Annotated in this window: 22 protein-coding genes and 2 tRNA genes; 2 read left to right on the top strand and 22 right to left on the bottom strand. The window is 46.1% G+C overall.

Annotated features, from left to right (window positions below; translation table 11 throughout):
• Positions 1-45 precede the first annotated feature (45 nt).
• From GN277_RS21275 to GN277_RS21345, 15 genes are all read right to left on the bottom strand, one after another.
• On the bottom strand, positions 46-1,107 hold the full coding sequence (locus tag GN277_RS21275) for an NAD(P)H-dependent flavin oxidoreductase (RefSeq protein WP_159753392.1): 1,062 nt from the start codon (positions 1,105-1,107) through the stop codon (positions 46-48).
• 32 nt (positions 1,108-1,139) lie between these two features.
• Complete coding sequence (locus GN277_RS21280; RefSeq protein ID WP_159753395.1) at positions 1,140-2,867, bottom strand: acetyl-CoA carboxylase carboxyltransferase subunit alpha; 1,728 nt, start codon at positions 2,865-2,867, stop codon at positions 1,140-1,142.
• Positions 2,864-4,213 carry an acetyl-CoA carboxylase biotin carboxylase subunit gene (locus GN277_RS21285; RefSeq protein WP_159753398.1) on the bottom strand — a complete coding sequence of 450 codons (1,350 nt, stop codon included), beginning with the start codon at positions 4,211-4,213 and terminating at the stop codon, positions 2,864-2,866. Before GN277_RS21285 ends, GN277_RS21280 begins: the two co-directional genes overlap by 4 nt.
• A 9-nt stretch (positions 4,214-4,222) precedes the next feature.
• Positions 4,223-4,651: a 3-hydroxyacyl-ACP dehydratase FabZ gene (gene fabZ, locus GN277_RS21290; RefSeq protein ID WP_159757031.1), complete on the bottom strand. Its 429-nt coding sequence runs from the start codon at positions 4,649-4,651 to the stop codon at positions 4,223-4,225.
• 16 nt (positions 4,652-4,667) lie between these two features.
• Positions 4,668-5,180 carry an acetyl-CoA carboxylase biotin carboxyl carrier protein gene (gene accB, locus GN277_RS21295; RefSeq protein ID WP_159753401.1) on the bottom strand — a complete coding sequence of 171 codons (513 nt, stop codon included), beginning with the start codon at positions 5,178-5,180 and terminating at the stop codon, positions 4,668-4,670.
• A gap of 15 nt (positions 5,181-5,195) precedes the next feature.
• On the bottom strand, positions 5,196-6,434 hold the full coding sequence (gene fabF / locus GN277_RS21300) for a beta-ketoacyl-ACP synthase II (RefSeq protein ID WP_159753404.1): 1,239 nt from the start codon (positions 6,432-6,434) through the stop codon (positions 5,196-5,198).
• A gap of 74 nt (positions 6,435-6,508) precedes the next feature.
• Positions 6,509-7,249, bottom strand: coding sequence for a 3-oxoacyl-[acyl-carrier-protein] reductase (gene fabG, locus GN277_RS21305; protein ID WP_159753407.1), 741 nt, complete (start codon positions 7,247-7,249; stop codon positions 6,509-6,511).
• A 19-nt stretch (positions 7,250-7,268) separates the two neighbouring features.
• Positions 7,269-8,189 (bottom strand): ACP S-malonyltransferase, encoded by a 921-nt coding sequence (gene fabD, locus GN277_RS21310; protein ID WP_159753410.1) that lies wholly within the window; start codon positions 8,187-8,189, stop codon positions 7,269-7,271.
• The gene (gene fabK, locus GN277_RS21315) at positions 8,182-9,120 is read right to left on the bottom strand and encodes an enoyl-[acyl-carrier-protein] reductase FabK (protein ID WP_159753413.1); all 939 of its coding nucleotides are present in this window, start codon (positions 9,118-9,120) and stop codon (positions 8,182-8,184) included. Before fabK ends, fabD begins: the two co-directional genes overlap by 8 nt.
• A 27-nt stretch (positions 9,121-9,147) precedes the next feature.
• Complete coding sequence (gene acpP / locus GN277_RS21320; RefSeq protein ID WP_159753416.1) at positions 9,148-9,375, bottom strand: acyl carrier protein; 228 nt, start codon at positions 9,373-9,375, stop codon at positions 9,148-9,150.
• 61 nt (positions 9,376-9,436) lie between these two features.
• Complete coding sequence (locus GN277_RS21325; RefSeq protein ID WP_159753419.1) at positions 9,437-10,459, bottom strand: beta-ketoacyl-ACP synthase III; 1,023 nt, start codon at positions 10,457-10,459, stop codon at positions 9,437-9,439.
• A gap of 178 nt (positions 10,460-10,637) precedes the next feature.
• Positions 10,638-11,381, bottom strand: coding sequence for a metallophosphoesterase family protein (locus GN277_RS21330; protein ID WP_159753422.1), 744 nt, complete (start codon positions 11,379-11,381; stop codon positions 10,638-10,640).
• Between the two features lie 152 nt (positions 11,382-11,533).
• A complete protein-coding gene (locus GN277_RS21335) occupies positions 11,534-12,685 on the bottom strand; it encodes a double-cubane-cluster-containing anaerobic reductase (protein ID WP_159753425.1) in 1,152 nt (383 codons plus the stop codon).
• A 141-nt stretch (positions 12,686-12,826) separates the two neighbouring features.
• Entirely contained in the window at positions 12,827-14,575 is a 1,749-nt protein-coding gene (gene mutY, locus GN277_RS21340; protein ID WP_159753428.1) for an A/G-specific adenine glycosylase, read from the bottom strand.
• 52 nt (positions 14,576-14,627) lie between these two features.
• Positions 14,628-15,494, bottom strand: coding sequence for a radical SAM protein (locus GN277_RS21345; protein WP_159753431.1), 867 nt, complete (start codon positions 15,492-15,494; stop codon positions 14,628-14,630).
• 234 nt (positions 15,495-15,728) lie between these two features.
• Between GN277_RS21345 and GN277_RS21350 the strand changes: the two genes are divergently transcribed.
• Positions 15,729-16,157 (top strand): MarR family winged helix-turn-helix transcriptional regulator, encoded by a 429-nt coding sequence (locus GN277_RS21350; protein WP_159753434.1) that lies wholly within the window; start codon positions 15,729-15,731, stop codon positions 16,155-16,157.
• A complete protein-coding gene (locus GN277_RS21355) occupies positions 16,150-17,010 on the top strand; it encodes an NmrA family NAD(P)-binding protein (RefSeq protein WP_159753437.1) in 861 nt (286 codons plus the stop codon). Before GN277_RS21350 ends, GN277_RS21355 begins: the two co-directional genes overlap by 8 nt.
• A 109-nt stretch (positions 17,011-17,119) precedes the next feature.
• Here GN277_RS21355 and GN277_RS21360 read toward each other — a convergent pair whose 3' ends face one another.
• From GN277_RS21360 to dapF, 7 genes are all read right to left on the bottom strand, one after another.
• Positions 17,120-17,656, bottom strand: a complete 537-nt coding sequence (locus GN277_RS21360) for a flavodoxin family protein (protein WP_159753439.1) — start codon at positions 17,654-17,656, stop codon at positions 17,120-17,122.
• 478 nt (positions 17,657-18,134) lie between these two features.
• Positions 18,135-18,641 (bottom strand): DUF3368 domain-containing protein, encoded by a 507-nt coding sequence (locus GN277_RS21365; protein WP_159753442.1) that lies wholly within the window; start codon positions 18,639-18,641, stop codon positions 18,135-18,137.
• On the bottom strand, positions 18,631-18,924 hold the full coding sequence (locus GN277_RS21370) for a UPF0175 family protein (RefSeq protein WP_159753445.1): 294 nt from the start codon (positions 18,922-18,924) through the stop codon (positions 18,631-18,633). The genes GN277_RS21365 and GN277_RS21370 overlap by 11 nt, the downstream gene beginning before the upstream one ends.
• A 153-nt stretch (positions 18,925-19,077) precedes the next feature.
• Positions 19,078-19,151: transfer RNA gene (locus tag GN277_RS21375), tRNA-Pro, on the bottom strand.
• A 62-nt stretch (positions 19,152-19,213) separates the two neighbouring features.
• Positions 19,214-19,284 (bottom strand) — tRNA-Gln (locus GN277_RS21380).
• A gap of 212 nt (positions 19,285-19,496) precedes the next feature.
• The gene (locus GN277_RS21385) at positions 19,497-20,711 is read right to left on the bottom strand and encodes an LL-diaminopimelate aminotransferase (protein WP_159753448.1); all 1,215 of its coding nucleotides are present in this window, start codon (positions 20,709-20,711) and stop codon (positions 19,497-19,499) included.
• Between the two features lie 23 nt (positions 20,712-20,734).
• Positions 20,735-21,655 (bottom strand): diaminopimelate epimerase, encoded by a 921-nt coding sequence (dapF, locus tag GN277_RS21390; RefSeq protein WP_159753451.1) that lies wholly within the window; start codon positions 21,653-21,655, stop codon positions 20,735-20,737.
• Positions 21,656-21,668: the final 13 nt, after the last annotated feature.

Raw genomic sequence — 21,668 nt, forward strand, 5'->3', positions numbered from 1 at the left:
CTTAATCTGCCAAGTTCACAGTCTCGCTATTCTCTATTATACCCTCTAGGGCATCAGAGAATCAATAACTTCTTTTACAGTTTCCAATCCTTTTGCTTTATAAGCATAGGCGCCGCAGAACAATAACGCATCATCCACCTCACCTTTAGCCCCATGAATCAGAGCATCCGTAATACAGTAGGGAATATCTGCCGGATTACAGTGATTCAGACAGCGATGACATGGACTGTGGGAAATTCGTTGGCCTGCCATAACCTTTTTCATAAATGGATTCATAATCGCCCTGCCAGGCATCCCAACAGGACTTTTTACGATAGCGATATCCTCTTTTTTCGCGTTAATATATGCCTCCTTGTAGCGGATATCGGCGTCGCACTCCTCTGTAGTAACGAATCTTGTGGCTACCTGTATAGCGCTGACTCCAAGGGAAAAGGCATGCATAGCCTGTTCACGATTCTCAATCCCGCCTCCAAGGGCAACGGGTATGCTGCATTTAAATTGTTCCTCGTACATTTTCACAGTATCCAGAACCTTCCGTACTTCTAAATCGTACGCCTCATCCTTTCCATAGTCTGTAAGCTGCTCCTTTGAAAATCCCAGATGACCGCCTGCTTTCGGCCCTTCCATCACCAACAAATCCGGCATACGTCCGTACTTCTTCCCCCAATATTTCAAAATAACCTTCGCGGATTTCTCCGTAGATACAATCGGAGCCAGCTTCACATCAGACTCTCCCGCAATCTTCGGCAAATCCATAGGCAGTCCTGCTCCGGAAATAATCATGTCTGCCCCTGCGTCAATCGCCGCCCTCACATACTCCTCATAACATCGCATCGCCACCATGAGATTGAACCCGATGATTCCCTTTGGCGCGATTGCCCTTGCCTTCTCATATTCTTTCTTAATTGCCCTTAGATTGGCCGCTTTGGGGTCCGTATCAAAATCCGGCTCCCGAAAACCAATCTGGGCGGCAGAGATTACCCCAATGCCGCCCACTTTCGCAACTGCTCCTGCCAGATTTCCAAGACTGATGCCTACTCCCATTCCTCCCTGCAAAATCGGAACCTCTGCTTCTATATTTCCTATTTTTAACCTATGCTCTTTCATGGTTATTCTCCTACTCTCGCAAGCCATGCACATCACATCTTGCGGAATCTGTCATATCTGTGTTCCATAAGCTCTGCCTCAGACATTTTACCGTATCGCTTCAAAAATTCTTCTATCTTATCTGCCAGCCTGCATGTTACCTCTTTCAGATTTTCAATGGTATAGGGGGCTGGTTCTGCAAACACCTGCTCCACGATTCCCATCTGATACAAATCCTCAGCCGTCAGCCTCATTACATCCGCCGCGTCCTTTGCTTTAGAGCTGTCTTTCCAAAGGATACTGGCGAAGCCCTCCGGAGACAGAATGGAATAGACGGAGTTTTCAAGCATCCACACTTCATCTGCCGTCGCCATGGCAAGCGCGCCGCCGCTTCCCCCTTCTCCAATAATAATAGAAAGTACCGGAGCCTTTAAGCCGGACATCTCATAAATATTTCTGGCTATCGCTTCTCCCTGCCCCCGTTCTTCTGCCTCAAGCCCGCAAAACGCGCCCGGAGTGTCCACAAAGCAGATGACCGGCCGGCAGAACTTTTCTGCCTGCTTCATCAGCCGCAGGGCTTTTCTATATCCGTCCGGAGACGGCATACCGAAATTACGCTCAATATTCTCCTTAGTGTTCGTTCCCTTCGCCTGTGCAATCACCGTCACCGGAAGTCCCCGAAACCTGCCAATACCTCCGATAATGGCCTTGTCGTCCGCAAAATACCGATCACCATGGAGTTCTATAAAGTCTGTGAACAATTCCCTGATATAATCGCTTCCCACCGGACGGTCCTTCATACGTGACAACTGGACCCGATCCCAGGCTTTGGCAAGTTTATTATTGACAGCCGCATCGCCCAAAGAGGCTTTTTCACCTTCCTCCTCAGCGCCTGCCGCTTCCCTATCATTCCAGGCTTTTCCATCTTCATGCAGCCTCAAAATCTGCGAAAGTGTTTCCTTCAACTGATGCCGTTCTACAATACCGTCTATAAAACCATGCTCCAGAAGAAACTCTGACCGTTGAAAGCCCTTCGGCAGCTTCTGTCCAATGGTCTGCTCAATCACTCTGGGTCCCGCAAATCCAATCAATGCCTTTGGCTCAGCCAGAATCACATCACCCAGCATGGCGAAGCTGGCCGTCACGCCGCCGGTGGTGGGGTCCGTCAAAACACTGATGTACAGAAGCCCTGCGTCGCTGTGCCGCTTAAGCGCAGCCGAGGTCTTTGCCATCTGCATCAGTGAGATGATTCCCTCCTGCATCCTTGCTCCGCCGGAGCAGGCAAACAGAATGACTGGAAGCCCTTCTTTTGTGGCTCTCTCTACTGCTCTGGCAATCTTCTCGCCAACCGCTTCTCCCATGCTGGCCATAAGAAAACGTCCATCGCAGACACCTAATACCACTTCTGTTCCGTCAATTTGCGCCTTTCCTGTGACGACTGCCTCCTTAAGACCTGTCTTCTCCTGAAGCGTGCTTAACTTCTCCTCATATCCCTTATACTGAAGGGGATTCGGGGCTGTGAGGCACTCATCCCATTCCTCGAATGTTCCGGCGTCTACCACCATCTCAATCCGGCGGTATGCGTGTACCCGAAAATATCCTCCGCATTTAGGGCAGATATAATAGTCGTCCTTCACATCTTTTGCAATGATTGCGCCGCCGCATTTATTACATTTCCGCAAAAGCCCCTCCGGCACCTCCGGTTTTGTCAAATTCAACGAAATATATCCTTTTCTTCCAGACGAAATCCTGGTCTTTTTAAACACATTGTCCAGCTTCATAAAATGTTCCCTTCATTTTCCGCTATAAACTCAATATCAAAATTACCTGAAAGATAATCCGGCTGACTTAAAATCTCATACTGGTAGTCCACATTGGTTTCAATTCCCTCAATGATTACCTCTCCTAAGGCGCTTTGCATCTTTCTGACTGCTTCGCCCCGATTCTTCGCCCATACAATCAGCTTTGCCACCATAGAGTCATAGTAGGGTGGAATGGTATACCCGCTGTAAATAGCAGAGTCAATGCGGATTCCTTTCCCGCCCGGCAGATACATATCCGTAATCGTTCCGGGAGACGGCCTGAAGCCCTTGGCTGGATTCTCTGCATTAATCCGACATTCGATGGCATGACCTGTCAGGCGAATATCCCTTTGGGTAAACGGAAGCTTTTTTCCAGATGCAATCCGAATCTGTTCCTTGATTAAATCGATTCCGGTCACCCATTCTGTCACCGGATGCTCCACCTGTATACGGGTATTCATTTCCATAAAATAAAAGTTCCCGCTTTTTTCCAGAAGAAACTCGATGGTTCCGGCATTCTGATAGCCTGCCGCCTTGGCCGCCTTAACCGCCGCCTCTCCCATCTTCTCCCTAAGCTTTTCTGATAGGGCGACGGATGGCGACTCCTCTAACATCTTCTGGTGATTACGCTGGATAGAACAGTCGCGCTCGCCTAAGTGCACCACATTCCCGTAATGGTCCGCCAAAATCTGGAACTCAATATGCCTTGGATGCTGTACAAAATGCTCGATATACATGGTGTTGTCACCAAAGGCCATCTGGGTTTCCTTCTGTGCAGTCTGGAAGCTCTGCTCAAATTCCTCTGGCCCGTTGGCAACGCGCATCCCTTTTCCGCCGCCGCCAAGCGCTGCCTTTACAATGACCGGATAGCCGATTTCCTCTGCAATCCTGGCCCCTGTTTTGGCGTCATAGATTGGCTCTGTGCTTCCAGGAATGACCGGAACGCCAGCCTCTGCCATAGTGTTCCTTGCCTCCTGCTTGTTTCCAAGCTTTCCAATGACTTTAGAATCCGGACCGATAAATGTAATGTTACAGTGCTCACACAGCTCTGCAAATCTGCTGTTTTCCGACAGAAAACCAAAACCTGGATGTATGGCGTCAGCGCCTGTTATAATAGTTGCGCTGATGATGCGGTCCATACTCAGATAGCTTTCCGAGGATGGAGCCGGACCGATACAGACTGACTCGTCCGCAAGCTTTGTATGGAGTGCTTCCCTGTCCGCCTCTGAATATACTGCAACCGTCTCGATTCCCATTTCCCTGCAGGCGCGGATAATGCGCACAGCAATCTCGCCGCGATTGGCAATTAATACTTTTTTAATCATGTATTCCACCTATCCAATCATAAATGTCAATTCTGCTGCGACAACTGTTTTTCCATCCACACTGGCAACGGCCTCGCCTATGCCTACGGGTCCTTTCTGCCTGATGATGCGTGTTTCCAGACGAACCTTGTCGCCCGGTACGATTTTGCCCTTAAACTTACATTTATTGATTCCGCCAAAGTAAGCCGTCTTTCCCTTGTTTTCCTCCACACTCAGGATTGCGACCGCTCCCACCTGAGCCAGCGCCTCCACGGTCAGAACCCCTGGCATCACAGGCTCCTTTGGAAAATGTCCGGCAAAAAATTCCTCACGGTAGGTGACGCATTTGTATCCTATGGCAAATGTTCCTGGCTGGTAATCCTCAATGTAGTCAATGAGGAGAAAGGGATGTCTGTGAGGGATAATTTCCTTAATTTGATTAATATTTAAATGCATGATAACCTCCCTGCTTGGACTAACGGATTCGGAACAGGGGCTGACCGTATTCTACCGGCTTCCCATTCTCCACCAATATCTCCGCAACCGTTCCATCATACTCGCTCTCAATCTCATTCATCAGCTTCATTGCCTCGATAATTGCCAAGGTCTGTCCCTTCTTAACGGTATCACCCACCGTCACGAACGGAGCCCCATCCTCAGAAGGGGCGGCATAGAAGGTTCCCACTAACGGAGATTCCACAATTTTTCCTTCCGGAATTCGGTCCCCATTTTCCAAGGCGCCGCCGGCTTTCGCTTCTTCTGTCCCAGACGGGGAATTCATCATATTCCCAGCAGCCTGAGGCGCCAGGCTCATGACAGAAGCCCCATCCTCAGAACTGTACATATTCGTCCCTGATGCCGCAACCACCTGAATCTGTTCCTTTTTCTTCGTAAGATGCAGCTTCATTCCATTTTCTTCATATTTCATTCCGGTCAGCTCAGATGCAGACACGGTTTCTATTAATTTAATCAGGTTTTCTATCTCCATATGCTTTTGCATCTCCTACCCGTCATATTTTTTCAAAAGCAGCGTAGCATTATGTCCGCCAAATCCCAGAGAATTGGTGAGGGCATAAGTTACGTCCTTCTCAATCGGCGCGCCAATCGCATAATTTAGGTCGCATTCCTCGTCCGTCCTCCTGGTTCCCACAGTCTGATGGATAAATCCGTCTTCAATGGTCTTCACACAGGTAATAAACTCCACTCCGCCGGCAGCTCCCAACAGATGTCCAATCATGGATTTGGTCGAATTAATAACCACATCCTTGGCCGCGTCGCCAAAAGCCAGCTTGATTGCCCTTGTCTCGAACAAATCATTGTGATGGGTCCCTGTTCCATGGGCGTTGATGTAATCCACCTGGGACGGCAGAATCCCGCCTTCTTCCATAGCAAGGCTCATTGCCTTTGCCGCGCCTTCCCCGTCCTCTGCAGGAGAAGTAATGTGAAATGCGTCTCCGGTGGCGCCGTATCCCCTAACCTCTGCATAAATCTTTGCGCCTCGCGCTTTGGCATGTTCAAGTTCTTCTAAGACCACCACTCCGGCTCCTTCTCCCAGTACGAAGCCGCCTCGTTCTTCGTCAAAAGGCAGAGACGCCCGCAAAGGATCGCTGGAGGTGGACAATGCCGTCAGACTTGTGAAGCCGGCAACTCCCGTAGGGCAGATACAGCTCTCCGTACCGCCGGCAAACATAATGTCCGCATCACCGTACTGAATGGCGCGCAAAGCGTCTCCGATACAGTTAGTACCTGACGCACAGGCTGTCACCACATTCGTACATTTTCCCTTCAGACCTAACTGAATGGAAATATTTCCCGCCGCCATATTGGAAATCATCAGAGGCACCATCAGAGGATTTACCCTTGCGGGACCTTTCGTCAGAATCTTTTCATACTCACGCTCCACCACCTGCAGGCTTCCTATCCCAGAACCGACAATTACACCTGCCCGATAGGGGTCCTCCTTGTGAATGTCAAGGCCGGAATCCTGATACGCCTCCGCTGCCGCCACTACCGCATACTGTGAAAATAACTCCATACGCTTTGCCGCTTTGAAATCCATATGGTCTTTCGCAGAAAAGTCTTTGACCTCCGCCGCCAACTTTACCTTGTAATCAGAGGTGTCAAACTTAGTTATCTCACCGATTCCTACTTTTCCCTCTTTTACATTATTCCAGAACTCTTTCACAGTATTACCGATTGGCGTTACAGCGCCAAGTCCGGTCACTACAACTTTTCTTTTCATACTCTGTCATTCCTTTCCAAGACATAAGACAAAATCCTGCTGCCGTTCATATCCTCTCCATAATAAACCAGAGATTACATCACCATACCACCGTCTACATGAAGCACCTGTCCGGTAATATACCCTGCATCCTCTGACGCCAGAAATACGGCTGCCGCTGCTACCTGCTCTGGTTTCCCAAATCTGCCAAGAGGAATCTGTGCTACGGACGCATCCCGCACCTGTTGGGACAGAACATTTGTCATATCTGTCTCTATGAAGCCTGGCGCTATGGCGTTCACCGTAATGCCCCGCGAAGCAAGCTCCCTGGCGGCCGCCTTGGTAAGCCCAATGATTCCAGCTTTTGATGCGGCATAATTCGCCTGCCCTGCGTTCCCCGTCACTCCCACGACAGAGGACATATTAATAATGCGCCCGCTTCTCTGCTTAAGCATCTGGCGGCTTGCAAACCGTATCGTGTTAAACGTGCCCTTCAGATTCGTATCAATCACCCTGTCGAACGCTTCCTCAGACATCTTCATCAGAAGCCCATCCTGGGTAACACCAGCATTGTTGACGAGGATATCAATATGCCCATATTCAGTAACCACATCCTTAAGAAATGCTTCGCATTTCTCATAGTCAGACACATCGCACTGATAAACTGCCGCGCTGCCGCCCTCTGCTTCAATCTCCTGCTTCACTTGCTTGGCCCGTTCCGTTGAACCGTTATAATTAATGACCACAAATGCACCCATTGCAGCCATTCTTCGGGCAATAGCTCTGCCGATTCCCCGTGATGCGCCTGTCACAACTGCTACTTTTCCTTCTAACATACTTTACCCCGCCCCTTTCTTAGAATATACTTCTTGTTTTCTCCATATCTTCCCATGAGGAGATATTGTAAACCTTCACCTCACGATTAATCTTCTTCAGGAACCCTGCAAGGGTCTTTCCCGGACCAATCTCTACGAATGTGTCCACACCCTCCTGAAGCATGTATTCCATGCTCTGCATCCAACGGACCGGAGAGCTCACCTGCTCCTTAAGAAGTCCCTTTGTCTCTGCAATGTCCTCAACCTTCTTTGCCGTCACGTTGGTCACGTAGGGAAGCTTTAGAGCATGAAGGCTGACCGTATCAAGCTCACTTTCCAATTCTTCCCCTGCTGAAACAAGCATTGGAGAATGGAACGGACCGCTTACATTGAGCATCATTGCACGCTTTGCCCCCGCCTCTTTAAGCTTTACAGACGCATTTTCTACCGCCGCCAGCCTTCCGGTGATTACAATCTGTCCCGGACAGTTATAATTAGCAATAGTCACGTCGCCTTTCATCTTCTCAAGAACTTCCTCAATCTTACCTGCATCAAGTCCCATTACTGCACACATGCCGCCCTCGCCTGCCGGCACTGTGTTCTGCATCAAAATTCCTCTCTTACGCACCAGGCGGACAGCGTCCAAATCATCCATCCCTCCCGCCGCGGCAATGGCGCAATACTCGCCAAGGCTTAGGCCCGCCGTTATATCCGGTCTAAGTCCCCCTTCGTTTACAACCCGCGTCATGGCAAGACAGGTGGTGACAAGGGCCGCCTGGGTATATTCCGTAAGGTCAAGCCTGTCGTTCTCCTCAAAACAGAGGGCTTTCATATCCAAATCAAGCCTCTTGCTTGCTCCATCGAAGATTGCCCTTGCAGTCTCGCTCTTTTCATAAAAATCTGCACCCATGCCTGCCTTTTGGGCGCCCTGCCCTGGATAGATAAATGCAATCTTAGACATAGAATCCCGCTCCTTTGATTAACGTGTCTGTCTCTTTTACCAACTTCTGGATTAACTCTTTACAAGACAGCTTCTCCTTCACCATTCCTGCAATCTGACCCGCCATTACGCTTCCGTTCTTCACATCGCCTTCCACAACAGCCTTGCGAAGCCCGCCAAGGGTCAACTGCTCAAGTTCCTCAAAACCTGCACCTTTATTTTCCAATTCAATATACTTCTTCGTCATTTCATTGCGAAGGGCACGAACTGGATGTCCTGTGGTTCTTCCTGTCACCCGTGAGTCAATATCCTTTGCGCTGATGATTCGATTCTTATAATTCTCATGGACCTGGGCTTCCTCTGTCACAACGAAATGTGTGCCCATCTGCACGCCTTTCGCACCTAACATAAATGCCGCCGCAATTCCCCTTCCGTCTGCGATGCCTCCTGCCGCAATGACAGGTATGCTAACGGCGTCCACAATCTGGGGAACCAATACCATCGTCGTATTTTCTCCGATATGTCCTCCGGCCTCACAGCCTTCTGCAACTACGGCATCGGCGCCGCAGCGCTCCATACGTTTCGCCAAAGCGACAGAGGCAACCACTGGAATCACCTTTATACCTGCTTCTTTCCAAATCTTCATGTATTTCTCAGGATTTCCCGCACCTGTGGTCACTACCTTGACGCCTTCCTCGGCAACAATCTTCGCCACCTCGTCGGCATATGGGCTCATTAACATGATATTGACGCCAAAGGGCTTATCTGTCAGCTTCTTTGCCTCACGAATCTGCTCGCGCACCCACTTGCCAGGCGCGCTTGCGGCGCCGATTAATCCAAGCCCGCCGGCATTGGATACGGCTGACGCCAAATGATACTCTGCAACCCAAGCCATGCCGCCCTGGATAATGGGATATTCAATCCCTAATAATCTGGTCACTTCTGTCTGCATTGCTAAAACCTCCGTTTAATTTCTTACTTACTCTTTATGGGCGCTGATATAATTCACAACATCCCCCACTGTTGCAATCTGCTCAAGATCTTCTGTGGGAATCTCAATCTCATACTCATCCTCCAGCGCCATTACCATCTCAAACAAGTCAAGGGAATCTGCTCCCAGGTCATCCTTAAATGAGGACGCCTCTGTAATCTGTGCACTGTCAACTCCCAAATTCTCTGATACGATTTCTTTGATTTTTTCTAACATGATTCATTCTCCTTAATCTCTTTTTTGATTTTTTGGGCCGTATCCATACGGCTTTTGGATTCTATCTGCGCCACTCAACAATCGAAGCCCCCCAGGTCAGCCCTGCGCCAAAGCCTGCCAGCACAATTTTCTGTCCTTTTTTAAGCCTTCCCTTACGGTTCATCTCATCCAGAAGAATCGGGATACTGGCAGAAGATGTGTTGCCGTATTCCTTAAGGTTCATGGGGAATTTCTCCATCGGCTCTCCCAGACGCTTGGCAACAGCTTCCACAATCCGTTGATTTGCCTGATGCATAATGTAATAGCTGATATCCCTAGTGTCCACTCGGTTGAGCTTAAGCACTTCTCCAATAACTTCCGGCACACTCTTCACCGCAAATTTAAACACAGCCTGTCCATCCATCTGCATGTAATATGAAGCATCCATCATATCCTCCGGACAATGCCGGTGCTTCTCGCCTGTCAATCCGTTGAAGTCATGTCTGCTCTTACAGGTAAGGGCCTCTCCTCTGCCTCCGTCGGAATGTGTGACTGGAAGATAGCTTCTGCCATCCGACTCTAATACTGACTTGTCAGAAGCGTCTAAGCGAATCACGGCCGCACCTGCACCGTCTCCGAACAGGATGCAGGTTCCTCTGTCCTTCCAGTTCGTCAGATTCGACAGGCTCTCACTTCCAATCACCAACGCTGTCCGGTACATTCCTCCCAAAAGATAAGCCATTGCCGTGTTGTAGGCAAGGACAAATCCCGTACACGCTGCGCTTAAGTCAAAGCAGGTAGCATTTACCGCTCCAAGTTCTTTTTGAACCTCGCACGCCGCACAGGGGAGAATAAGATTGGAGGATATAGTGGAAACCAGAATCAAATCCACTTCTTCTGCTGACACGCCCCCATTCTCAAGGGCCCTTCTTCCTGCTTCTGCCGCCATGGAAACAGTGGTTTCGTTCTGAATGATGTGCCGCCTGACAATTCCGGTCCTTTCCTGTATCCACTCATCACTGGTGTCCACCATCCCTGCAATTTCATGATTATCCATTGTGTATGACGGTATGTACGAACCCGTCCCGCATATTGTCGCTGTCATATGAATCCCTCTGATTTATTTTGAAATTAAATTATTTTGACATTCAAAGTATATAGCACTTTATTTTGTTTGTCAAGTATTTTGATTATCAAAATATTTGATTTAATTACGATAATGAAGGGGCGCCAAAAGATACCTGTCTTCCAGCGCCCCCCCACATTCATTTTGGTCCCATCTTCTAGCAAATCCTTATAATCTGCTCATACAACAATATTTCCTTATTCCCAATATTTTTATTGTCATGATAATGACCAAAGAACCATTTTCGATACCGGCACATCTCCTTTATCTTGTCAAAATATCTTGTCAAAATATTGGGCTGATACATCTCACCTGCAATTCGCTCCTGGGTACTGCCTGCACAACAGTGGGAGAAAATGAAATCAACGTCCCAATTATTCCGAATCAGATTACGAAGCCCCTCCGCCAGTTCTTCCTCGGAAGGCATTTCTTCTTTCCACCAGCTTACATGGTTAATCCGATACAGCTCATTCTTCTTCTCCAGCTTCCTGCGCTTTGCCCTGAGATTCGGGTCTGACGCCTCCAATACGCCGCCTGAAATATCATGGCTTTTTGCGCCGCCAAAAGTAAAAACTCTATACCCCTGAAGCTCATAAATCTGCCCTCGCATTAGATGAATCACCGACGGCATGATATACTGTACTTTCCCGCCATGCCACTGTGTCACCCGATGCTTTTTTAATAAATCATAGTTCTCGTGGTTCCCATCAACCCATAGGGTTGTGAAGGGCTTACCATCCAGCCATTTCAGCCAATACTTCTGCTCCTTTGATTCATCCCAATAACCGAAATCTCCACATATAATGACGTAATCGTCTTTGTTCATTTCCTTCTGCTCTGGAAATACTGCTGTGTTAAATCTCCGGTAGTCCCCATGGCAATCTCCGGTAACATAAATCATATACCCCAATCTCCCTGCCTTCGCCTATATCATCTTCTATCTTCTTTCTTCTAATCTAAGATTTTACCATCTTTTGTCTCTACAAGCAACGTATTTCTTTGCCCTAAAAAAGCGAAAGCAGGAATATGAAAAATCCATAAAAACTTATGGTATTACAGCATCTCAATAAATGCCGCAATCCTTGTATTTAACTGACCGATATCCGCCTGTGAATAATCTGTCTCTACATTAATATACGGAATCCCCTTCTTCTCATTCACAAATCTGCGGATTGACAGAGACTCAACATTATAAGTATGGCACGCCTGGAGCGTCATCTCAACGACCCCGTCCACCTGATATTCGTCAATCAGCCTGCCAAGCAACTCCAGGCGATTAGGGTTGGGAGTCATGACAGAGCATCCGATATTCAGATACCGTCTTGCCAGGGCATCGTAAATATCAGGATTCTCCTCATCCACCAGCTTGTCAATGGATTTCGCTCCGTTGCAGTTCTCATAAGTAACTACAACGCCTCCGTTGTCCTCAATAGCCCGTACAACCTTCTCCGTTGCGCCGCCTACGGGACATCCACTGACCAAAATACGCGGCTTCTTCTCAAGCATCTTTCCTTCTGCATACTCCTTCTCAATCTTCTCCACCAGAGCTGTCACCTCTGCCGGAATCGCCTTCCTGTCAAACTTGAACGTGCTTCCGTACAATACCTTAAACAAATCCTGTCCCTGAATGGGCGCCGGATCATGCTTCATAACCTCGTACAGCCTTTTGAGAGAATTCCTCACCTCATTATTGGTCTTGACAGCCCCGCGGATATCCTCCTCTGTAATCGTAACATCAAACTTCTTCTCCAGGTATTCCTTGAAACGGATGACCTCGCTTTTCCACAGCTTCAACGCTTCTTCACTCTGGGTATTGGGCAGCTCCATTAGGAAAACATCCTTGAACTCTGCCATGTACTCGTACATCTTCTTCTTACCGTCACAGGTGGTCTCCCCCACAACCACGTCAGAAAAATAGAAGAACGGACACTTATCCGTCTTGGCAAATCCATAGCTGGACTTAATGAGCGGACATAAGTTCTTCGGCAACTCCTTCTCCGCCTCTGCAATCGTCTCGTCAGACGTAGAGCATAATCCAACTGTGGCCGCCCCCATAGCCATGGCAATCTCCTGGGGAAAATACGTACAGTATGCTCCCACAACCGGCACTCCCTTATCCTTCAACTGCTTTACTGCAAGGAAAGAGTTCTTCCTCTGCTCTGCAAATTCTTCAAATACTTCTGGTAAATCCTTGATAATCTCCATGTGTTTCCTCCTTAGCGTTTTGCTGTAATAATCCTGCTTCTTATCATACCACTTCTAAGGAGTATCATAAAATTGAAAATGCTTATAAACCGCTCTATATATAGCAGTTATCTATATAAAGGCATGTCCGTTGACAGATTGTTATTTTCTTAATACGATATCAGCATAATATCCATATGCCGACGGAATCGGATACTCTTTCTCAATCTCCTCTGGACGGATAAATAAGAATCCTTTCTTATTCGTCTTCTCCAACTCGTCCACAAGAATCTCATACCCTGTCATATGCCACTCAATATGACTGAAAATATGCTTCGACTCCCCAAGCTCCTTCACCCGAACGGGCATCAGACCAATCTTCTTACTGTAAGCCAACGCTTCCTCAAGGCTCATACGCCCCAACTCGCTGGGAAATTCATATAACCCTGCAAGCAATCCCCTCGACGGCCTCTTTTGAATCGCAAGCTGCTTCCCGTCTCGGAATACAAACACGGTTCTCTCCTCTATCTTCCTTGCTTTTCCTTTACTCCTGACAGGAAGCATTGCAATACTTCCCTGCTTTCTTGCCTCACAGAATCCAGCAACGGGACATTCCCCGCACTTAGGCTCCCCGTTAGGCACGCACACAATGGCTCCAAGCTCGATTAGTCCTTGATTAAAATCGCCTGGGGCATTTGGAGGGATTATTCTCTCTAAGGCTTCCTCTATCTTCTTTCTGACGCTCTGCTTCATGATGTCCTCACGGCTGCCAGTAAGCCGTGAAACTACTCTCAACACATTGCCGTCTACTGCAGCCTTGGGAATACCATAGGCAAACGCGCTGATTGCGCCGGCCGTATAGCTCCCGATTCCTTTTAATGACAGAATTTCTTCATAAGTGTCCGGAAAATTCCCCTGATAATCAATCACAATCTGCTGTGCAGCTTTCTGCATATTCCGCACCCGATTATAATATCCCAGACCCTCCCACAGTTTCAGCAGCTTATCCTCCTTGGCTTTTGCCAGGTCCTTCACAGTCGGCAGTTCTTTTAAAAAACGCTCATAATATGGCTTCACCGCCTCAACCCGTGTCTGCTGCAGCATAATCTCCGACACCCATACCCTGTAGGCATCTGGATTCTTTCTCCAGGGAAGCTCCCGCTTATGCTCACGAAACCAGGAAACGATGGGCTCTGCAATTTGATGGGGCACAGACAATTCAGACTGTTCTTCAAGAACAACCTTCACTGGCTTTGCAATATGAATCGAAGCCTTCTCCACCTCACAGTCATAGGCCAAAACATGGACGCCGCTTTTCGCCGCGCTTAAAAGAGCCTCTCCAAAAGCCGGATGGGTGTCCATATTCGGCGTAAAATACTTGACGCCCCTCATCTGCACCACAAAAAATACATAGGCTTCATAACCTTCTCTCACAGCCGATTTTAATTCCTCCACGTGCTTGACTGCCCGCTCACTCGGAGCATCCGGAAAACGCACCACACCATTTTCCTCCAGGGTAACCCCTTTTACCTCGATAAATATCTTTTTTCCCTCTGCCTCCACATACAAGTCAAAACGGGATTTGCCGTAAGTATATTCCGGCTGAATTCTGGTTATATTCTCAAAAAGGTTCCCTTCTTCCAGCCATTCCTTTACCAGCTTATTGGGAACCTGAGAGTCTATATTCACAATACGGCTTCCTTTTTCAACTGCAATCATATCCCACCGCGTCTTTCTCAAAGGATTGTCCGCTTCCTGCACATACACCACAGCGCCTGGGAGCAGTAATTCGGCGCAGCGCCCTGTATTCTTTACATGAACTGTCTCCTGCTTTCCAGCTATATCAACATATGCAATAAACCGATTCGGACGTTCCTTGAATGTCCCCTGTCGAATCCTGCTGTAATTCATCCTGCTTTTCTCCTTCTCTAAAAATATCTTGGTTTATTGCCGGATATTACTTTTATCCTTCCGCCAGGCTAAGCAGATACTTCATAGCCCTAAGGAGCTCCCCCTTTTGATTGGGCAGTATCCCCTGAACCGTAAACTCATCCAGAACTGTAGTATCCTCAAACAAACAATTCTCTACTGTAAGATTTTCTAAAAGAAGATATTCTTCTCTTAGAATTTCTATTGGCGTCATCTCGTCAAACGTCCCTGCCTTCGCTTCTTTATAAAGAGGGGTATCCTCCCAGAGTTTTAATTTCAAACACCAGATGTTGCGAGGATGCACCCGATTCAAAAGCCGCGCCGTCTCTATGGCATGCAGCCGCGAAAAGCTGCGCCCTCCAAGCCCTGGAATCACGGTCAGATAATAATCAATGCCCACTTTATCAAGACGAAGCAAAGCCTTGGCAATCTGCTCTGAAGTAACTCCTTTATTTCTCGCCTCAAGGATGGAATCACTTCCGCTCTCCACCCCAATATGCAATGCCTGTACCCCTTCCTTTGCAAGCTTCGTAAGCTCATCTGGCGTCTTACGCAGGATATCGTCAATACGGGAATACATGGCGTACTCCCGAACCTTCGGCATATACTTGCGACTCAGTTCTATAATCTGGAATAGCTGGTCTGCACTCATGAAAAATCCATTCTCTCCAAGAAAAAACAGACGGGTATCCTCTGGACGCAGCTTTCCCAGAATCTCTAAATCGTGCTCAATCTTCTTAAGCGGATGGATACGAAACGTATCCTTTGCAAAGTCACAGAAGGTACATTTGTGCCAGCTACAGCCAAGGGCTACCTCCAAAGCTGCCGTCCTCTGCTCATGGGGCGGCAGATAAATTGTATCATGGGAGTAAAGTGATTGGTATAATTCTTCTCGCGTCATAGTCAATCCTCCTTATAAGAGATATAAAATTCTGCAATCACGGAAACCATCGCGTAGAAGGATACCGCCAGATTTAAATTTAATAAATATATGGTAACATCATTCCTTTGTTCCGGCAACAAAAAATATTTAACTATTTTGAAACAATCATATGCTGCCCATTGACAAAGTACACCTAATATACTATTGTAATATAGTACATCTGATGTACTTTATGGAATAGGAGTATAAATTATGGATAAAATGGTAAAATCGTCAAAGCAGATTTCTCTTTTTTGCAGGCTTAATATTAATAAAAAGCAGAAATTGCCCATTCGTTCCAGTGAAATGGGAATGCTGATATACCTTGTTAAAACAGATGGAGAAAAAAACCCTAATGCAGTTGCAAAGTTTTTCAAGGTTACAAAATCTATGGCAACTAATATGGCAACCTCTTTATTGAAAAATGGATATATCGAGAAAAAACGGTCTGAGACTGACAAACGCAGTTTTTGCCTGATACCGACGAACAAAGCTGTACGTCTGGTAGAAGCCACTTATGAAGAATATTTTAAGACAATGTCTATACTGGAAGCTAAAATGGGAGAAAAAAATTTTGACACCTTAATCAGTTTGTTGGAAAAAGCAAATAATATTTTATTGGAGGAAAAACACAATGGGTAAAATTTTAATTACTGGGGCATCTGGAAATGTAGGAAGATATGTTGCTCAATATGCGCTTGAAAACGGACAGGAAATAACCGTTGCTGGTACAAATCCAGACCGGCTTACCAAAATGTTTAAAGATAGAGCTGAAATAGTCTATTTTGACTTTACTGATTCCGCAACCTTTCATGACGCTTTAAAAGATGTTGACAGGGTATTTATTATGCGTCCTCCACACTTGGGAAAGCCGGAAGATTTGAAGCCTTTTATTGAAGCTTTGAAAGCAAAAGGCGGAATAAAACTTGTCAGCTTCTTATCCCTGATCGGCGTTGAAAATAATCCATTCCCTCCACACCATAAAATTGAAAAGTATATAGAACAGGGGAATCTGCCATACTGTCATATACGTCCAAGCTTTTTTATGCAGAATATCAGCGGTGTTCATGCTTTTGAAATTAAGTATTTCAATAGGATTATTGTCCCTGTTAAAAAATCATTGACCAGCTTTATCGACGCAGAGGACATTGGTGAAATCACAGCTAAAGTATTAAGTGAACCAGAAAAACATCAAAATAAAGGGTACTCTATAACAGGCGCTGAAGCAATCGACTACTGGCAGGTGGCAGATATTTTATCAAAAGAATTAGGTCGGGAAATCATTTATACTAACCCAAAGCCATCATTTACTCAAAAATACTGGATAGAAATTCGAGGGATGGAAAAGGAATACTGCACCGTTATGGGAATACTATACTTGATGACACGCTTAGGAACTGCAAATAAGGTCACTTCTGTTTTTGAACAGATTATGGGAAAGAAACCCCGCTCATTTCAGCAGTTTGTTGAAAAAAATATAGCCTCCTGGCAATAAAAATGAAAGGAGTTCACCCACCCGAAGGGTATGCCTTACGGCGTGCCCTTGGGTGTAACCATGTGCTAACATGACTAAAGAAAAGACAATAAATATATCTCCATTATTCTTATAAACTCTTTCCCAACTCATACGCCAGCTTTGGATATTCTGAGTTTATAACATCATCAAGTACATAACAGCCTTTCGCAGAAACAATTCCTACATTTTCCCATTTCAAATATTTTACCATGCCTTTATAGGATGCAATGGCTCCTTCTGCTGATTCTTCCGTTTCATCACCATAGGTAACCATCAAAACTGCTTTTTTATCCGCACCCCTTAATACAGAATTATTTGCATAAAACCTATCAATAACCGCTTTTATCTGTGCATTCATATCATAATAGTAAATAGGTGAAACAAACACAACGACTTCCGCTTTTAAAAGTTCTGGATTCACTTCCTGCATATCGTCTTTGAATACGCAAACCTGATCCTTCTTCTGACAAGAATAACATCCAATACAAGGATGAACGTTCTTAAACGCTGCATCGAAACGACGAACCTCGTGTCCCGAATCTTCTGCTCCCTTAATAAAAGAATCTGCCAAATAGGATGATGTTCCTTTTTTGTGTGCGCTTCCAGTAATTACCAAAATATTCATTTTACAATTCCTCCAATTCTATTTTATCCATCGTTTTTCCATCCCGCGTTGTATGTAGATATGGAAACAATGCCGCCGGTATTTCCACACCAACAATATTCTATGCCATATCATCTGCCTCGCTTTCCTATAGGATTTCTATATAATTTAGATTATCATAAAAAAGAACGAAACAAAAGAGTATAGAGCAAAAACACTCCAAAAACCAACCAGACTTTCTCACTCTTAAAATCAAAAAATCCTCCATATTTATGGAGGATAATCGGAGTGACGTGATTCAAACACGCAGCCTCTACGTCCAGGACAATTTGACAGGGTTATACTCCTTGATTCCCCATTTTCCTGTATATCCCTGAAAATGCCCAAATTACGGGCGTTAGAGCCTTCCTAAAATAGAATTGCCAAAATCCAGTCACTCCACAAAAACGTAAACTGTTAGAATAAGTGTTAGAACGGGCAGATATCAATCACGTTCTAACTATTCTTCACCCGCCTTAGCGAGAATCTGTATATACAATTCATCAGAAATACGATACCCATTCATACGCAGCTTGTCAACATCTGGCTTTATACACTTCACGAATCCCCTCTGCTTTGCTAAAATCAAAATGCCCAAAATTCCAATCGTGTCAACCAAAAATTCTGACGCCATCTTTCTTGCCGCTTTTTCGTCAATGACCGCCATCTGTAATCCCAGTTCTTTTGCAGCAACAATTACTTCCAGTTCGCCATAATGGAGTTTTCCATACATACTCTTAACCATGTCAGAATTTTTGACACTATAAATCTTGAAATATCCTTTTCGTACACAATCTTTGATTTCATCAATTTCTTTCTGGTGTGATGATGAATCTGCGCAAAGTTCTCTATATACAGCCTCTGGCAAAATCAATTCGTCAAACAGCTCTCCTAAAAGAGACAATTTTCCGATTGATATTAGCCCTATGATTGGGCTGGTATTACATATAATTCTTTTACTGTTCATTTAAGCCTCCCAGTAAATCGTCAATCGCATGTTCATCCATTTTAAATTCATCCTCTGTATAACTTCCCCATGGAATATCGTGTGCTTTCAAAAAATCAATGAAATCCCAGATACTTTTTCCTGCCAATTCGGCAGCTTTTTCTAATGTAACAATCCCTGACACAAACAAACCTGCAACAATAAAAATTGTTACTTTGTCATCCATCGTCTTTCCATCCTGCGTTATATGCAGATATGGAACCAATGCCGCCGGTATTTCTACACCAACAATATTCTGCGCCATATTATCCACCTCACTTTCCCATAGGATTTCTATATAATTTAGATTATCACAAAAAAGAACGAAACAAAAGAGTATAGAGCAAAAACATTCCAAAAATCAACCAGACTTTCTCACTCCTAAAACCAAAAAATCCTCCATATTTATGGAGGATAATCGGAGTGACGTGATTCGAACACGCGACCTCTACGTCCCGAACGTAGCGCTCTACCAAGCTGAGCCACACTCCGACAATATTAATTTTTGTCTGGATGCCTTGTCCATCAAGACATCCAGCGCCCCTGCCAAGGAACTACGGATAGAGGATTTGAACCTCTACTAACAGAGTCAGAGTCTGCTGTGCTGCCGTTACACCAATCCGCATCATTACCAACGAACAAATTATATTATAACAGCTTTTTTCCAAAAATCAACCCTTTTTTTGAAATTTTTTCATTTTTTTCTGTTTTCTGTTTTTTCAAAGTCGATTCTACATCCTTCCAACTATACCTCACCCCAAAATGCAGAGGCTATCACAACAAGCTTAGAATATACAGATATAATATTCTTGCTTTACGCAACAGCCTCCAGCCTTCCTACATCTTGCGAATCCTCTCGATTGCCTCCACAGTAGTTTCATAAGAGCCAAACGCCGTAAGCCGGAAATACCCTTCCCCGCTGGGTCCAAACCCTGACCCCGGCGTTCCCACCACATTAGCACGTTCTAACAAGCAGTCAAAAAATTCCCATGAAGTCATTCCTTTTGGAATCTCAAGCCAGATATACGGCGCATTCACACCTCCGGACACATTGTATCCGGCGCCCTTCAGCCCCTCATAGATTACCTTTGCATTCCTCATATAATAGGCAATCTGCTCTTTAAGCTCAGCCTTCCCCGCTTCGGAATACACAGCCTCCCCCGCCTTCTGCACGATATACGGCGCGCCATTGTACTTCGTGCCATGCCGTCTCGCCCACAGGGAATGAAGCATAACCTCACCACATTTCACTTCCTTGGGAATAACCGTTGCCCCAAGCCGTACCCCTGTGAAACCGGCATTTTTAGAAAAACTCCGAAGCTCAATGGCACAGGTTCTTGCCCCGTCGCATTCATAGATACTATGAGGTACATCCTCCTCGGAAATATAAGCCTCATAAGCAGCATCATAGATAATAACCGCCCCGTTTTTGTTGGCATAATCCACCCATGCCTGTAACTGTGCCTTTGTAATCGTAGATCCAGTGGGATTATTCGGAAAGCACAGATAAATAATATCCGGCGTCTCCTTCGGAAGCTCTGGCGCAAAATCTGTCTCCTTTGTACAAGGCATATAGATTACGTCACTCCACGTCTCTGTGACAGCATCATACACACCTGTACGTCCCGCCATTACGTTCGTATCCACATAGACCGGATACACAGGGTCACATACGGCAATCTTACAATCTCTGGAAAATATTTCCTGGATATTTCCTGAGTCACATTTCGCCCCGTCAGAAATAAATATCTCATCTGCCTCAATGTCACATCCTCTGTTCTGATAATCGTTCTTCGCCATAGCGCTTCTCAAAAACTCATATCCTAAATCTGGCGCATACCCATGAAAGGTCTCCTCATGTGCCATCTCCTCCACAGCGCTGTGAAGGGCTTTGATAATAGACGGCGCCAAAGGCTGCGTCACGTCTCCGATTCCAAGACGAATTATACCCTTATCCGGATTCGCCTCCTGAAACGCAGCCACCTTTTTGCCTATTGTTGAAAACAGATAACTTCCCGGTAATTTCAAATAGTCCTCATTAACCTTAAACATTTACTTTCCTCCTATTCACAAGCTTATGCCCCCTCCTCAATCACACCCTCAAACACCGTAACCGCCGGCCCTGTCATATATACATTTCCGGTTTCCTCCTCCCACTCGACCAGCAGATCACCGCCAAGCAGCTTCACCGTAACCTTACGTTCTGCCAGCCCGTTAAGGATACTGGCTACTGCCGCGGCACAGGCGCCGGTTCCGCAGGCAAGGGTCTCGCCAGACCCTCTCTCCCAAACACGCATCTCAATGGTTTCTCGGTCGATTACCCGAACGAACTCCGTATTAATTCGCTTGGGAAATCTCTCGTGGTTCTCAAACCTCGGCCCAAGCTTTTCTATATCCATCCCTTTCACATCCTCCAAAAAGACTACAGCATGGGGATTTCCCATAGAAACGCCGGTAATCTGGTACTCCATCCCATCAACTACAATCGGCTCATCGATTACCTTTTTACAGTTTGTTTCTACCATATACTCCGAGACAGCTTCGTCGCCCAACAAACTATCCTCGTCTACAACGCACTCCTCTGTCCCCCTTTCACAGACAATCGGAATCGCCTCTGCCCGAAGCTCAGGCTTCCCCATATCCACCTTAACCATAGAAACCTTTCCATCCTCCACTGTCAAATCCAGGTACTTGATTCCGCCAAGGGTTTCCACAGAAATGCTGGTCTTATCAGTCAATCCGTAATCATAGACATACTTTGCCACACAGCGAATCCCATTTCCACACATCTCACTCCTTGAGCCATCCGCATTATACATCTCCATCTCAAAATCAGCCGAATCAGACGGACGAATCAGGATCAACCCGTCCGAGCCAATCCCGAAATGCCTGTCGCTGACCCTTCTCGCCATCTCCGGCGGATTTTCCACCTGTTCCTTTAGACAGTTCACATATACATAATCATTTCCCAAACCTTGCATTTTTGTAAATTTCATCCTTAAAACTCCT

This window comes from Sporofaciens musculi (assembly GCF_009830285.1).
Lineage (GTDB): Bacteria > Bacillota > Clostridia > Lachnospirales > Lachnospiraceae > Sporofaciens > Sporofaciens musculi.

What these genes read in the sequence shown, in the direction of transcription:
- GN277_RS21275 (WP_159753392.1), bottom strand. Translation starts at nt 1,107, where the DNA reads ATGAAAGAGCATAGGTTAAAAATAGGAAATATAGAAGCAGAGGTTCCG.
- GN277_RS21280 (WP_159753395.1), bottom strand. Translation starts at nt 2,867, where the DNA reads ATGAAGCTGGACAATGTGTTTAAAAAGACCAGGATTTCGTCTGGAAGA.
- GN277_RS21285 (WP_159753398.1), bottom strand. Translation starts at nt 4,213, where the DNA reads ATGATTAAAAAAGTATTAATTGCCAATCGCGGCGAGATTGCTGTGCGC.
- accB (WP_159753401.1), bottom strand. Translation starts at nt 5,180, where the DNA reads ATGGAGATAGAAAACCTGATTAAATTAATAGAAACCGTGTCTGCATCT.
- fabF (WP_159753404.1), bottom strand. Translation starts at nt 6,434, where the DNA reads ATGAAAAGAAAAGTTGTAGTGACCGGACTTGGCGCTGTAACGCCAATC.
- fabG (WP_159753407.1), bottom strand. Translation starts at nt 7,249, where the DNA reads ATGTTAGAAGGAAAAGTAGCAGTTGTGACAGGCGCATCACGGGGAATC.
- fabD (WP_159753410.1), bottom strand. Translation starts at nt 8,189, where the DNA reads ATGTCTAAGATTGCATTTATCTATCCAGGGCAGGGCGCCCAAAAGGCA.
- fabK (WP_159753413.1), bottom strand. Translation starts at nt 9,120, where the DNA reads ATGCAGACAGAAGTGACCAGATTATTAGGGATTGAATATCCCATTATC.
- acpP (WP_159753416.1), bottom strand. Translation starts at nt 9,375, where the DNA reads ATGTTAGAAAAAATCAAAGAAATCGTATCAGAGAATTTGGGAGTTGAC.
- GN277_RS21325 (WP_159753419.1), bottom strand. Translation starts at nt 10,459, where the DNA reads ATGACAGCGACAATATGCGGGACGGGTTCGTACATACCGTCATACACA.
- GN277_RS21330 (WP_159753422.1), bottom strand. Translation starts at nt 11,381, where the DNA reads ATGATTTATGTTACCGGAGATTGCCATGGGGACTACCGGAGATTTAAC.
- GN277_RS21335 (WP_159753425.1), bottom strand. Translation starts at nt 12,685, where the DNA reads ATGGAGATTATCAAGGATTTACCAGAAGTATTTGAAGAATTTGCAGAG.
- mutY (WP_159753428.1), bottom strand. Translation starts at nt 14,575, where the DNA reads ATGAATTACAGCAGGATTCGACAGGGGACATTCAAGGAACGTCCGAAT.
- GN277_RS21345 (WP_159753431.1), bottom strand. Translation starts at nt 15,494, where the DNA reads ATGACGCGAGAAGAATTATACCAATCACTTTACTCCCATGATACAATT.
- GN277_RS21350 (WP_159753434.1), top strand. Translation starts at nt 15,729, where the DNA reads ATGGATAAAATGGTAAAATCGTCAAAGCAGATTTCTCTTTTTTGCAGG.
- GN277_RS21355 (WP_159753437.1), top strand. Translation starts at nt 16,150, where the DNA reads ATGGGTAAAATTTTAATTACTGGGGCATCTGGAAATGTAGGAAGATAT.
- GN277_RS21360 (WP_159753439.1), bottom strand. Translation starts at nt 17,656, where the DNA reads ATGAATATTTTGGTAATTACTGGAAGCGCACACAAAAAAGGAACATCA.
- GN277_RS21365 (WP_159753442.1), bottom strand. Translation starts at nt 18,641, where the DNA reads ATGAACAGTAAAAGAATTATATGTAATACCAGCCCAATCATAGGGCTA.
- GN277_RS21370 (WP_159753445.1), bottom strand. Translation starts at nt 18,924, where the DNA reads ATGGCGCAGAATATTGTTGGTGTAGAAATACCGGCGGCATTGGTTCCA.
- GN277_RS21385 (WP_159753448.1), bottom strand. Translation starts at nt 20,711, where the DNA reads ATGTTTAAGGTTAATGAGGACTATTTGAAATTACCGGGAAGTTATCTG.
- dapF (WP_159753451.1), bottom strand. Translation starts at nt 21,655, where the DNA reads ATGAAATTTACAAAAATGCAAGGTTTGGGAAATGATTATGTATATGTG.